Here is a 13,358-nt window from a genome sequence, read left to right on the forward strand (position 1 = left end):
CTAGATGAGATATCAAATAGATTTATCCTTTAAAATACTTTTCTAACAATATTTGAGCGGCTGCAAAAGGTGATATTTCATCGTTTTGCACCGCTTTTTTGTTTGAATCTAATAATTTTTGAATTTCTGGATTATTGTAAAAACGAAGCTTCAGTTGTTCGTTGATGGTTTCGAGCATCCAATATTCATTTTGCTCCGAACGTTTTACATTAAAGTAATCGTTGCCTTTTGTTAGTTCGACAAATTGTGCAATCGTTTCCCATACATCTGGGATTCCATCTTGGGTAATCGCACTGCAGGTAGCGGTTGTGGGAATCCAACCTGATCTTTTTGCCGGAAATAAATGTAGCGCTCTGTTGAATTCCGTTTTTGCAAGTTTTGCTTTTCGAATGTTATCTCCATCCGCTTTATTGATGACAATCGCGTCTGCCATTTCCATAATACCGCGTTTGATGCCTTGTAACTCATCACCAGCTCCAGCAATTTTTAATAACAAAAAGAAATCCACCATACTATGAACCGCTGTTTCACTTTGACCAACGCCTACCGTTTCTATGATTATGGTGTCAAAGCCACAAGCTTCACAAAGTGTAATTGTCTCGCGTGTTTTTCTGGCTACGCCACCTAATGTGTCTCCAGAAGCAGAAGGGCGTATGTAAGCGTTTTTGTCTTTGACCAATTCTTCCATGCGGGTTTTATCACCCAAAATACTTCCGTGCGAAATGGTGCTGCTTGGATCAACTGCTAGAACAGCGACTTTTTTCCCTAATCCAGTTAAATGTTTTCCAAACGCTTCAATGAAGGTGCTTTTTCCAACGCCAGGAACACCTGTAATTCCAATTCGAACTGATTTATTTGCATGAGGCAAGCACGCATTAATAACTTCATTAGCTTTGACCAAATGATCTGGATTCGTACTTTCTACCAAAGTAATAGCGCGGCTTAGCGCTGTTATATTGCCCGATAAAATCCCGCTAACTAGTTCATTCGATGAAGGCTGTACTTTTCTATATTTTTGAATGTTTTTTACAACAGACGGACTAAATATTTCTGGCTGTGGAATTCCAGCTTTCTCGTTAAGGGCAGTATGTTTTATTTTGTCGTTTTCCAAAGCTTAAATTCATTTTAGTAAAATTAACACTTAAACATGAATTATTAGAATTTAATCCGCTTTTTAAGTAGAATAGTTTAGCTGATCCCGTTGAAATTGAATTATTGAAAAATAGTTCAATACAATTTCAAATATTTGGATTTATACCAAGTGATAGTGCTAAATTAGCTGATATAATTATTAGACGATGACTAACTTTATTCTTATCTTTTTTTATTTAATTCTTGGGATTGTATTGCAACGTGTAAAACGATTTCCTACTAACAGTTATAAGCTATTAAATAAGATTGTAATTTATATTTGCCTTCCGGCTTTGGCCTTGTATTACATTCCTAAAATTCATTGGAATAATCAATTGTTATTTCCTATTGGGGTGGCATGGATAGGGTTTGCCGTTTCGTTTGTGTTTTTTCGTTTTTTAGGAAAAAAGTATGGTTGGTCCAAAAAACTGACTGGATGCTTAATCTTAACGGCAGGTCTCGGGAATACTTCGTTCCTTGGTTTTCCAATTATCGAAGCGCTATATGGTCAGGAAGGAATGAAAACCGCAATATTAGTAGATCAACCCGGAACTTTTGTAGTGCTTTCTACTTTAGGGATTCTGGTAGCTACTATGTATTCTAAAGGGGAGCCAAATGGCATTAAAATTTTTAAGAAAATAATATTTTTTCCTCCATTTATTACTTTTGTGGTCGCCTGTGTAATGAATGTATTAAATTTTGATTTTCATGAATGGATACAATACATTCTCCAAAAAGTAGGTAGCGGAGTCACTCCATTGGCATTGGTTTCAGTCGGGCTGCAGCTTCGTTTTGAAAGTAGAAGCCAACATTGGCCGTTTTTGGGATTGGGACTTTTATATAAACTGATATTGACTCCAGCCATAATTTATGTGTTGTACGTTGTGATTTTAAATCAAAATTCTAAAATGATTGAAGTGGCCATCATGGAGTCAGCGATGGCGCCCATGATAACTGCTAGTATATTGGCTGCTACACATGGTTTGAAGCCTCGTTTAAGTAGTATGATGATTGGTTTTGGTATTCCTATTTCTTTCATCACCTTAGCCTTTTGGTACTTTGTACTGCACTTTATTTAATTAATCATTACTTCTATTTTTTGTTCCAATATGAATACAATCTCTAATGCTACTTTAAAAGTAGAGAATCCTGCAATAGCTCAAAAAACCATTTATTCGGTTTTGTTTTCCATTGCCTTTGCTCATTTGATAAATGATTTAATGCAATCGGTTATTCCGTCTACTTACCCTGTTCTTAAAGAAAATTTTAATTTAAATTTCACTCAGATTGGGTTAATTACTTTTGTGTATCAGCTGACGGCCTCCTTATTACAACCCTTTATTGGTTTTTATACTGATAAAAAACCAAAGCCTTATTCATTGGCAATTGGCATGGTGTTTACGATTTCTGGATTAGCTTTATTATCGGTGTCTACTCAATTTTGGATGATATTAGTGGCGGTTTCCCTCGTAGGTATTGGCTCTTCCATATTTCATCCAGAAGCATCTCGCGTTGCTTTTTTAGGTTCTGGAGGGAAAAGAGGTTTGGCACAATCCATCTTTCAGTTAGGTGGCAATACCGGAAGCGCCATCGGGCCATTGTTAGTTGCTATAATTGTGGCTCCTTATGGTCAATCAAATATCATATGGTTTGTAATTGTTGGTATTTTAGGAATGTTCGTTTTGACTAAGATTGCTGTTTGGTATCAAAACCATTTGAATTTGCGTGCGGCTAAAAAAATAGCTACCGAGGATGAGACTGTTCCTTTTTCGAAAAGAAAAATACAAATTTCGATAGGAGTGTTACTTCTTTTAATTTTTTCGAAATTTTTCTATATGTCTAGTATGTCGAGCTATTTTACATTTTGTTTAATGAAAAAATTTGGACTTAGTATTCAAGAATCTCAGTTTCATTTATTTGTTTTCTTAGCTGCTGTGGCGGCGGGTACATTAATTGGAGGTCCTTTAGGGGATCGTTTTGGAAGGAAATACATCATTTGGATTTCAATTTTGGGAGCCGCTCCCTTTACCTTGCTTTTGCCTTACGCTAATTTATTTTGGACAGGGATATTATCAGTAGTTATAGGAATTGTTATTGCTTCGGCATTTTCAGCCATTTTAGTATTTGCGCAAGAATTGATGCCAGGGAAAGTAGGTATGATCTCTGGATTGTTTTTTGGTTTTGCTTTTGGAATGGGAGGTTTGGGTTCTGCGATTTTGGGATATTTGGCTGATCAAACTAGTATCGAATATGTTTATAAAATCAGTTCTTTTCTCCCTTTATTGGGTGTGTTTACTTATTTTTTGCCCAATGTAAAAATGAAAAAAAACGGACGATAGGTTCGGTATATTTGTTTGTTTACGTGTCTAGTTCACTTTTTTTTGACTAACTTTAATAAAAATATAAAGAAACTATGGCAACATTGCGATTAGGAGATATTGCTCCAGATTTTACAGCAGAAACAACAATGGGGGAAATTAATTTTCATGAGTGGATAGGGGATTCATGGTGTGTTTTGTTTTCACATCCTGCCGATTTCACGCCCGTTTGTACTACTGAACTAGGAACTGTTGCGAATTATTATCCCGAGTTTGAAAAAAGAAATACAAAAGTAATTGCATTAAGTGTCGACGGATTAGAGTCGCATCTAAAATGGATTAAAGATATTGAGGAAACTCAAAATGTTACTTTGCAATACCCGATTATTGCAGACGAAAGTAAGACTGTTGCAAATCTTTATGATATGATTCACCCCAATGCAAATGAAACCTTTACTGTTCGGTCTGTTTTTATAATTGCACCTGACAAAAAAATTAAATTGATATTGACCTATCCAGCTTCTACGGGAAGAAATTTTGATGAAATTCTGCGCGTTATTGATAGTCTGCAGCTCACATCAGAATACAGTGTGGCAACACCCGCAAACTGGAAAGATGGGAATGACGTGGTGATTTCTCCTTCAATTCCTGACCATGATATACCTGCAAAATTTCCAAAAGGATATCAGCAAATAAAGCCTTATTTGAGAATGACTCCTCAGCCAAACAAATAAGATTTTATAGATTTTTAAAATTTGAAAAGTATAATGAAAGCTATTTTATTATACTTTTTTTATGCTTAAAAAGGATGTAAGTGGAACTAGTTTTTTTGCGATTAGTAATAAACAAACCCGCTATAATGATTCCCATACTTATGATTTGGCTCAGAACAATATTCTGATTCAGAAAAAAGTAAGCTAAAACTCCGCTAAAGACAGGTATTAAATAATAGATTAATGCTGTTTTATGTGTCCCAATTAGCGTAATGGCTTCGTTCCATAAATAATAGGAGACCAGCGAGGCAAAGATTCCAACATAAGTGGCAGCAAAAATTGTGACGGAGTCAAAAACAACTTTCTTGTAATAAAGATGTTCCCAAAGGTAGAAAGGGAAAAGAAAAAGAACACCTAAAACAAAAACACTGAATAGAAAGACTTTGGGCGGTAATTCCTTTGGTTTCAGTCTGACTAAAATGGTATAACTCGCAAAGAAAAAACAGGCAATCAGCATCATTAAATCACCTATGGTAAACTGTATTTGTAAGAGGGATTGCAAAGAACCTTTGGTAATTAAGATTAAAACGCCCAATATGATTGTCGCGATTCCAACGATTTTCGTATTACTTACTTTTTCCTTAAAAGCAATTCGGGATATCGCTACAATAAATAAAGGAATAGAAATGGCAATTAAAGAAAGGTTAACAGCTGATGTTGTTCTTCCGGCAAAATAAATCAACGTGTTAAATATGGTGATTCCAAGAACGGCGGTGAGGGCAAGAAAACGGATGTTTTTCTTTATTTCTACACGATTTCTAATAGTATTCTTAATGGCAAAAGGAGCTAAAACTGCACAAGCGATTGTCCATCTCCAAAAAGCTAATCCTACAGGTGGAATATGACCTTTTATGCCGCTGGCAATCACAAAATTTACTGACCAAAGTAGGGTAGCGCATAATGCGAATAAAACACCTTTTGTCTGGTTGTTCATATTTCTAAATTCTAAAGAGATGTTTTAAACGAGATTGTTTATTTTAGCATGCTGCAATAGTATAATAGTCTTAGCATCTTTAATTTCGCCCGTTGCAATCATAGCATATGCCTCGTCATAAGACATTTCCATAACATCAATATTTTCTTCCTCATGTGCGACGCCACCGCCATCACTTACCTTCATAGATTCGTCATATTCACCAGTAAATAAATATAAAATTTCAGTTACAGCACCAGGGGACATGTAAGTTTCCATTACTTTATCCACTTTTGTAATGCGATATCCTGTTTCTTCCTCTGTTTCTCTAATAATGCATTGTTCTGGATTGTCTTGGTCTAAAAGCCCAGCACAAACTTCAATCATCATTCCTGATTTGTTTTCATTTAGATACGTTGGTAAACGAAACTGTCGGGTAAGGATTACTGTTTTTTGTTTCGAATTATAAAGTAAAATGGCTGATCCATTTCCACGATCGTACACTTCTCTTTTTTGAGTAATCCAGCTATTATCTTTTTTTTGGTAGTCGAAAGTTACTTTATTTAATATGTACCAATTGTCAGAAAGAAGTTCTGTTTGTTTTATTTTTATTTGAGGATCTTGCATTTGCGGGATGTTTATAGGCTTTTGAAAAAAGATATATTTTCATAATTAAAAAACGCTCTGAAATTTCAGAGCGTTAGTTAATCTTATTTAGTAATTGTTTGTTTTCTATCTGGCCCTACAGAGACAATTTTGATAGGAACTTCAACTTCTTTTTCAATAAAGTCAATGTATTCTTTTAGTTCTTTTGGTAATTCATCGTATGTCGTCATACCGGTTAAATCTGCTTTCCAACCTTTGAACTCTTTATAAACTGGAGTTACATTTTCTGGTTCAATGTTGTAAGGGAAGTGAGCGATGTTTTTACCTTTATAAGTGTACTCAGTACATATTTTTAAAGTTTCAAATCCTGAAAGAACATCACCTTTCATCATCATTAATTGTGTAACGCCATTTACTTGAATAGCATATTTCAATGCTACTAAGTCCAACCATCCACAACGTCTTTGTCTTCCTGTAACCGATCCAAATTCATTTCCTACGCGTGCCATGGTAGTTCCGTCTTCATCAAAAAGTTCTGTGGGGAATGGTCCACTACCTACACGTGTTACGTATGCTTTGAAAATTCCGTATACTTCTTTGATTTTGTTTGGAGCTATTCCTAAACCAGTACAAGCTCCTGCAGCAGTAGTATTAGAAGAAGTTACAAATGGATATGTTCCAAAATCTACATCCAGTAACGAACCTTGAGCTCCTTCACATAGTATTGATTTACCTGCTTTTTGAGCTTGGTGTAAATATTCTTCACTATCAATAAAATCAAGTTTTTTCAAATCTTCGATAGATTCAAAAAATTCTTCTTCAAGTTCTTGTAAGTTATATTGAATATTTACATCATAAAATGCAATCATTGCCTCGTGCTTATCAGCAAGTGCTCTATATCTTTCTTTGAAGTCTTCTAGTTCGATATCGCCAACACGAATTCCGTTTCTACCAGTTTTGTCCATGTAAGTTGGTCCAATACCTTTCAATGTAGAACCAATTTTAGCTTTCCCTTTTGAAGCTTCAGAAGCAGCATCTAGTAAACGGTGAGTTGGTAAAATTAAATGTGCTTTTCTTGAAATAATTAATTTAGATTTAATATCTAAATTAAATTTAGCTAAACCGTCAACTTCACCTTTAAAAACAACTGGGTCGATTACAACACCATTTCCAATAATATTGATGTTATTATCGTGAAAAATTCCAGAAGGAATAGTTCTAAGGACGTGTTTTATTCCGTCAAATTCTAAAGTATGTCCAGCATTTGGTCCACCTTGAAAACGAGCAATAATATCGTATTTTGAAGTAAGAACATCAACGATCTTCCCTTTTCCTTCATCTCCCCATTGTAATCCTAGTAATAAATCTACGGTCATTCTGTTTATTATTTGTAGTTAAATATTTATCGTCTAAACCTCTCTCAGGAGGTTCTTTTTTTTAAATTTCAGTATCTGATATTGGTTTTTTCTTAACTCCGTATAGGTATAAGGAGTGATTGGTAATTTCAATATCAAATATTTCTTCAATTGTTTTTTTGATGCTTTGTATCCTTGGGTCGCAAAATTCGATTACTTCTCCAGTATCAGTCATAATAATATGATCATGTTGTTTGTCGAAGTATGATTTTTCGTAATGTGCTTGATTTTGGCCAAACTGATGCTTGCGAACCAAAGCGCAGTCCAATAATAACTCAATTGTATTGTATAAGGTAGCTCTACTGACACGGTAGTTTTTGTTTTTCATTTTGATATAAAGATTCTCTATATCAAAATGCTCTTCACTTTCATAAATTTCTTGAAGGATAGAATAACGTTCTGGAGTTTTTCGATGCCCTTTTTTTTCAAGATACATTGTAAATACATTTTTTACAATTTCTTGGTTTTTGTTGTTATCTGTTGAAATGAGTGTCATATCTGGCAAAGATAAATTATTTATTCTAATAGTTTTCAAGTTTAAAGACTTATAAGAGCATAAAATGTGAGTTTTGAAACAAAAAGAACTTAATTACTGTAGTCCTTAACGAGTCGGTAAAACCGATAATTATGCTTTAATCCTAATGCTTTTATTTTTTATAAACACGGGTTACCTTATCGATTCCGTCGATTTTTTTAATATTATCGATTAGTTTATTCAGTATAGTACTATTCTGAACGACAACAATTAATTGTCCTTTGAATAGTCCAGCATCTCCGTTTAAGGATATGCTTTGAATGTTGACCTGCATATTATTCGAAATTACTTTAGTCAATTCATTTGTAAGTCCTAACGTATCCATTCCTGTAATATTGATGATGGCCTTAAATTCTTGTTGTGAAGAATCAATCCATTTGGCTTGCATGATACGATACGCATAGTTCGATTGCATTGCGATTGCATTTGGACAATCTTTTTTATGTACTTTTATACCTTCATTTATAGTGACAAAGCCGAAAACTGGATCTCCTGGAATAGGATTACAGCAGGCTGATAGTTTGTAATCTAGTTTATCTTGTTCCTTACCAAATACCAGCATGTCATAATTGCTGCTCAGTACTTGTTTGTGCAGATCTGCATCGGCAGTCTGCCCAGAACGTTTCATTTTGCTTTTAAAGAAATTGATTAATGTATTGCTTTTTTGGGCAGCATAATCTTTAAGTTGTTGGTTTTCAATTGATCCTGCCCCAACTCTGTAAAATAAATCTAAACTGGTTTTTAGTTTGAAAAAATTGACTAACTCATTAACTACATTCTCATTTAAAGTTATTTTTAGGTGTTTTAATTTACGAGTAAGAACTTCTTTTCCGTCTTCAGCAATTTTTTTAGTATTCTCGTTTAAGACATTTCTAATCTTATTTTTTGCTCTGGATGTGGTTACGTAATCAAGCCAGTTGATCGTTGGTTTTTGATTTTGAGAAGTGATAATTTCGACCTGATCGCCATTTTTTAATTCATAATTTAAAGGAACTAATTTTCCGTTTACACGTGTTCCCCGAGTCTTAATTCCTATTTCTGAATGTATGCCAAATGCAAAATCCAGCGAAGTGGCTCCCTTTGGTAACGATTTGATGTCTCCTTTTGGGGTAAAAACATAGATCTCTTTTGAATACAGATTCATTTTAAAATCTTCAACAAAATCTACGGCACTAGTTTCTGAATTTTCGAGTGCTTCTTTGAGTAAGTTCAACCAAACATCCAAACCACCTTCTTCTGTGGCGCCATTTTTATATTTGTAATGAGCTGCATACCCTTTTTCTGCAATCTCATCCATACGCTCGCTGCGTACTTGTACTTCTACCCAACGCCCTTTTGGTCCCATAACCGTAATGTGCAATGCTTCATATCCGGTAGATTTAGGAGAGGATATCCAATCGCGCAAACGGCTTGGGCTCGGGCGATAATGGTCGGTTACAATGGAATATATTTTCCATGCTAGAAATTTTTCATCGTGCGGATTTGCTTTGTAAACGATCCGAAGTGCAAACTTATCATAGACTTCATCAAAACTTACATTTTGAGCCAGCATTTTTCTTCTGATAGAATAGATCGATTTTGGACGACCTTTTATAACATATTCAACTCCTTCAGCGTCTAAAGAGCTTTTAATCACGTCAGAGATGTCCTTTATGTAGGCATCTTGTTGTTCTTTTGTCTCTTTAATTTTGCTAACGATATTGTTGTAAACGATAGGTTCAGTGTATTTTAGCCCTAAATCTTCCAGTTTTGTTTTGATGTTGTATAATCCTAAACGATGGGCAAGAGGTGCATAGATATATAAAGTCTCAGAGGCAATTTTGACTTGTTTATGGTTTTCCATGGACTCCATAGTTTGCATGTTGTGCAATCTATCGGCTATTTTTATTAGGATAACGCGCACATCATCATTAAGCGTCAATAACATTTTACGGAAATTTTCGGCTTGCATCGATACGTTCATATCTTTTTGAACCAACGAAATCTTAGTTAACCCTTCTACAAGTTGCGCCACTTTTGGATTAAAAATCCGTTCAATGTCTTTAACGGTAGTGGGAGTATCTTCCACAACATCATGTAATAATGCTGCGGCAATAGAAGTGGCACCCAAACCTATTTCTGAAGCAACTATTTTTGCCACGGCAATAGGGTGGAAGATATAGGCTTCCCCTGATTTTCTTCGTTGTTCTTTATGGGCTTCTACTGAAACATCAAATGCTTTACGTATTAGTTTCTTGTCTTCAGGAGTCAAGGTCTGGTAACTAATGCGCAGTAATTCTTTGTATTCCTGAGCAATTGCTTTGTTCTCTTTTTCTATATCTATTTCTGTCATAGCGGCATGGTTCATTTTCTAAAAATAACTATAAGTTAGCAAATATGCAAGAGATAAATTTCTACCTAATATTTAATATTCCGATTGGTCTTTCAATGATGTTTTAGGGTTATTTTTTTTAGATTCGAATAAAATCCAAATCTTGAAAATCATAGCTAAAATCGGTTAAATCAGAGATGGGATTCATTTTTAAAGTAAGGGCTTTTCCTTTTTCATCAAAGCTAAAAAAGAGATGCGCATCAGCATGCAAATAGGCGTTATTCCACTTAACTACATAGTTTCCTTTTTTATAGAAAAACACTTCTCCACTAAGTTGAGAAGAACGTTTCGATTCAAAAAATAACCTCCCTTTTTTCTCGCTTATCACAACATCTCCAAACCATTTGTCTTGATACGTTCCTGTAATTGAAGTTAGGTCAACTTTTACTTTGTCTTTTTTGTTTTTGGCAACGGTAGCCCAAACTTCATCCGTCACTTTATCAGCACTTTCTTCATTAGCTTTAATGCGGTTACTATATATCGTTACATAGTCCTCTGAAACGATATCTAAATAGCTGTCTTTTATGGTGTTTGTAATGGCGTTAAATGCGGCACCTGATTGTTGGTTTGTCAATACAATAATACCTAACTGTAATTCAGGAATATAAGTAGTCTGTGTTACAATTCCCTCAAGTCCACCAGTATGTGTTACTTGTTTGTATCCTTTTACATCACTTAAAAACCAACCTAGTCCATACCCATTAAAATGTGTATTGTAGGGAGCCCTAGTTTTGGTTGGAATAATAGTTTGTAACTGCCACATTTCATCATGCTCTTTCTCTGAAAATAACTGCTTATTTTCAGGACCATATTTTCCATTATTCATTTGCATAATTGCCCATTTGCTCAAATCGTTCACACTAGAATAGATTCCGGCCGCTGCATCAAAAAGTTGGTTTTTGTAGCGTTTGATCACTTTTAACTTTCCATCTATCGGTACGTGAGGTGCAATGATATTAGTAGAATCTTTTAAGCGAACAAATGAAGCTGCGCTGTGATTCATTTCGAGTGGTGCCATAATACGCTCTTCAACAAAATCACACCAGCTTTTTCCGCTGACTACATGTATCACTTCGCCAGCAACAATATATAATAGATTGTCATAATCATATTTAGTTCTAAAAGCCGAAACAGGCTTCAAGTATTGTAAGTTTTGAATAATATCAGTAGCTATAAAGTTACTTCCGTCAGGCCAAATCATTAAATCTCCTGCTCCAAGCCCAAGCCCGCTTCTGTGTGTCAATAAATCACGGATGGTGAATTCCTGAGTTACGTAATCATTATACATTTTAAAGTTAGGAAGGTATTTGATGACTTTATCGTCCCATTTTATTTTTCCTTCATCCACTAATATGGCTAGTGATGCGCTTGTAAAAGCTTTACTGTTAGAAGCAATGCCAAATAAAGTATTGGCATCCACTTTTTCTTTTGTATCGATAGATTTTACTCCATATCCTTTGGCAAGAATTACTTTTCCGTCTTTTATAATCGCTACCGCAATTCCGGGGACATTAAAGGCAGTTAAGGTTTTGTTTACCAATGCGTCCGCTTGCGGTTCTGTTATTTGTCCGAAGGAAACTGTTGTTGTGATTAATGCTATTAGAGCGAATAATTTATTTTTCATATTCTTATTTGTTTAATGGTGGAATCAAAAATGTAATTTTAAAATCCTCTTTGCCTTTTAGCTTCAAAAATCAATATTGCTGCAGCAACTGAAACATTCATACTGTCGATTTCGCCCTGCATTGGGATTATAATATTTTGTGTGGCAGCATCACGCCAATCTTGCGTCAGACCTGTTGCTTCCGTACCTACAACTAGCGCTGTTGGTGTAGTGTAATCTACTGTATGATAAGACGTTGAATTCTGTAAAGTCGCACAATAGAAATTGATTTTTTTCTCTTTTAGAAAAGCAATAATTTCTGCTGTCGTTCCAGTTGCAATTTGGTTTGTAAACAAACAGCCTACACTGGAGCGAACAATATTTGGGTTATAAAGATCACTTTTTGGATTGGCAATAATTACGGCATCAAGATTAGCTGCGTCTGCAGTTCGCAATAAAGCACCAATGTTTCCTGGCTTCTCCGGTGCTTCGGCAACAAGAATCAATGGATTGTCTGATAACTTTAAATCAGACAGCTGTTGCGATTTTATTTTTGCTATAGCCAAAATACCCTCAGTAGTATCGCGATACGCCAGCTTTTGAAAAACCTCTTTGTTGATTTCAATCAGCTCGGTAGTTCTTGATATTTTTTTCGCTTCAATTTCAGTGCAAATTTCAGGATAAAATAGAATGGTTTCTATTTCGTAACCTCCTTTTAGTGCCAAGGAAATTTCGCGTTTTCCTTCTATTAAGAAAGTGCCTGTTTGCTTGCGGTTTTTAGCTTTTTCTTGTAATAATACCAAAGATTTTATGAATGGATTTTGAATTGAAGTGATTTGTTTCAAGATATTCTAAAATTTAATTATTATTTAGGAAACAAAGATACATAGAGAACAGGCAGTTTTAAAAATTTGAAACAGAATATTTGTAAATCTAGAAAGCGATTCGATAGATATGTTTGTCAGAACTACTTTACGCCAGTATTTTTCTTTAATTTTGCGGCAATTGTTTTAGAGAAAACAATACGATTTCTTCAATTTAAATTCATAAAAATCATGTTTCATTTATTGGATATTATAGGAACAATTGCTTTTGCTTTGTCGGGAGCGTTGACTGCTATGAGTAAAAAGCTTGATCTTTTTGGTGTATTTATTATTGCCTTTGTAACAGCAGTAGGTGGAGGAACCTTGCGCGATGTGATGATTGGGAGCACACCTGTGGGATGGATGCTTAATTTAGAGTACGTATACGTGATAGGCATCGCCTTTGTTTTAGCCCTAGTATTTAGAAAGAAATTCGACCGACTTCGCACGTCGCTATTATTATTCGATACGATTGGACTTGGGGTTTTTACTTTGATTGGTCTAGAAAAAGGAATTAATATTGGGCTACACCCTGCAGTTTGCATTGCTTTAGGAACCATGACTGCTTGTTTTGGAGGTGTTATTCGAGATATTTTATGTACTGAAATCCCGGTAATTTTCAGAAAAGAAATTTATGCTACTATTTGTATCTTGGGCGGAATTGTTTTTTTTATGCTAAAAAAATTCAATTTAGACAATGATATTTTATACTTAATAACCTCATTGGTAATTATTTCAGTTCGTTTAATGGCGGTGAAATTCAAATGGTATTTGCCCACTTTAGAAAACGAGTAAAAAATGATTACTTTCACAAAGTCTAAAAATTAATA

General features: G+C 34.8%; 12 protein-coding genes. 4 read left to right on the forward strand and 8 right to left on the reverse strand.

Annotated elements, in window-relative coordinates; all coding sequences use genetic code 11:
* Positions 1-22: 22 nt before the first annotated feature.
* Positions 23-1,111 (reverse strand): methylmalonyl Co-A mutase-associated GTPase MeaB, encoded by a 1,089-nt coding sequence (gene meaB, locus AC4PRO_RS08045; RefSeq protein ID WP_492116965.1) that lies wholly within the window; start codon positions 1,109-1,111, stop codon positions 23-25.
* Positions 1,112-1,298: 187 nt separating this feature from the next.
* Between meaB and AC4PRO_RS08050 the strand changes: the two genes are divergently transcribed.
* From AC4PRO_RS08050 to AC4PRO_RS08060, 3 genes are all read left to right on the forward strand, one after another.
* On the forward strand, positions 1,299-2,210 hold the full coding sequence (locus AC4PRO_RS08050; protein ID WP_492116966.1) for an AEC family transporter: 912 nt from the start codon (positions 1,299-1,301) through the stop codon (positions 2,208-2,210).
* 30 nt (positions 2,211-2,240) lie between these two features.
* A complete protein-coding gene (locus tag AC4PRO_RS08055) occupies positions 2,241-3,470 on the forward strand; it encodes an MFS transporter (RefSeq protein WP_492116967.1) in 1,230 nt (409 codons plus the stop codon).
* Positions 3,471-3,544: 74 nt separating this feature from the next.
* Complete coding sequence (locus tag AC4PRO_RS08060) at positions 3,545-4,183, forward strand: peroxiredoxin (RefSeq protein WP_074721230.1); 639 nt, start codon at positions 3,545-3,547, stop codon at positions 4,181-4,183.
* A gap of 40 nt (positions 4,184-4,223) precedes the next feature.
* Here the strand turns inward: AC4PRO_RS08060 and AC4PRO_RS08065 are convergent, their stop codons facing one another.
* The 7 genes from AC4PRO_RS08065 to AC4PRO_RS08095 all read right to left on the reverse strand — a co-directional run bounded on the left by AC4PRO_RS08065 (position 4,224) and on the right by AC4PRO_RS08095 (position 12,510).
* On the reverse strand, positions 4,224-5,156 hold the full coding sequence (locus AC4PRO_RS08065; RefSeq protein WP_492116968.1) for a DMT family transporter: 933 nt from the start codon (positions 5,154-5,156) through the stop codon (positions 4,224-4,226).
* 24 nt (positions 5,157-5,180) lie between these two features.
* A complete protein-coding gene (locus AC4PRO_RS08070; RefSeq protein WP_492116969.1) occupies positions 5,181-5,762 on the reverse strand; it encodes an NUDIX domain-containing protein in 582 nt (193 codons plus the stop codon).
* 83 nt (positions 5,763-5,845) lie between these two features.
* Positions 5,846-7,117 carry an adenylosuccinate synthase gene (locus AC4PRO_RS08075; RefSeq protein WP_492116970.1) on the reverse strand — a complete coding sequence of 424 codons (1,272 nt, stop codon included), beginning with the start codon at positions 7,115-7,117 and terminating at the stop codon, positions 5,846-5,848.
* Between the two features lie 61 nt (positions 7,118-7,178).
* A complete protein-coding gene (locus tag AC4PRO_RS08080) occupies positions 7,179-7,652 on the reverse strand; it encodes a Fur family transcriptional regulator (RefSeq protein WP_091084457.1) in 474 nt (157 codons plus the stop codon).
* A 151-nt stretch (positions 7,653-7,803) separates the two neighbouring features.
* On the reverse strand, positions 7,804-10,023 hold the full coding sequence (locus AC4PRO_RS08085; RefSeq protein WP_492116971.1) for a RelA/SpoT family protein: 2,220 nt from the start codon (positions 10,021-10,023) through the stop codon (positions 7,804-7,806).
* 118 nt (positions 10,024-10,141) lie between these two features.
* Entirely contained in the window at positions 10,142-11,686 is a 1,545-nt protein-coding gene (locus AC4PRO_RS08090; RefSeq protein WP_492116972.1) for a serine hydrolase, read from the reverse strand.
* Positions 11,687-11,724: 38 nt separating this feature from the next.
* A complete protein-coding gene (locus AC4PRO_RS08095; protein ID WP_492116973.1) occupies positions 11,725-12,510 on the reverse strand; it encodes a TrmH family RNA methyltransferase in 786 nt (261 codons plus the stop codon).
* Between the two features lie 210 nt (positions 12,511-12,720).
* On the opposite strand from AC4PRO_RS08095, the gene AC4PRO_RS08100 reads away from it, so the two are divergent.
* On the forward strand, positions 12,721-13,323 hold the full coding sequence (locus tag AC4PRO_RS08100) for a trimeric intracellular cation channel family protein (RefSeq protein WP_492116993.1): 603 nt from the start codon (positions 12,721-12,723) through the stop codon (positions 13,321-13,323).
* Positions 13,324-13,358 lie beyond the last annotated feature (35 nt).

The sequence above is a fragment of the Flavobacterium sp. DW-iso2 genome, from assembly GCF_058725285.1.

Excerpts from the sequence above, each read along its gene's own strand:
- AC4PRO_RS08055 (WP_492116967.1), top strand. The coding sequence starts at position 2,241 with ATGAATACAATCTCTAATGCTACTTTAAAAGTAGAGAATCCTGCAATA.
- AC4PRO_RS08080 (WP_091084457.1), bottom strand. The coding sequence starts at position 7,652 with ATGACACTCATTTCAACAGATAACAACAAAAACCAAGAAATTGTAAAA.
- AC4PRO_RS08100 (WP_492116993.1), top strand. The coding sequence starts at position 12,721 with ATGTTTCATTTATTGGATATTATAGGAACAATTGCTTTTGCTTTGTCG.
- AC4PRO_RS08085 (WP_492116971.1), bottom strand. The coding sequence starts at position 10,023 with ATGACAGAAATAGATATAGAAAAAGAGAACAAAGCAATTGCTCAGGAA.
- AC4PRO_RS08075 (WP_492116970.1), bottom strand. The coding sequence starts at position 7,117 with ATGACCGTAGATTTATTACTAGGATTACAATGGGGAGATGAAGGAAAA.
- AC4PRO_RS08090 (WP_492116972.1), bottom strand. The coding sequence starts at position 11,686 with ATGAAAAATAAATTATTCGCTCTAATAGCATTAATCACAACAACAGTT.
- AC4PRO_RS08065 (WP_492116968.1), bottom strand. The coding sequence starts at position 5,156 with ATGAACAACCAGACAAAAGGTGTTTTATTCGCATTATGCGCTACCCTA.
- AC4PRO_RS08060 (WP_074721230.1), top strand. The coding sequence starts at position 3,545 with ATGGCAACATTGCGATTAGGAGATATTGCTCCAGATTTTACAGCAGAA.
- AC4PRO_RS08050 (WP_492116966.1), top strand. The coding sequence starts at position 1,299 with ATGACTAACTTTATTCTTATCTTTTTTTATTTAATTCTTGGGATTGTA.
- AC4PRO_RS08070 (WP_492116969.1), bottom strand. The coding sequence starts at position 5,762 with ATGCAAGATCCTCAAATAAAAATAAAACAAACAGAACTTCTTTCTGAC.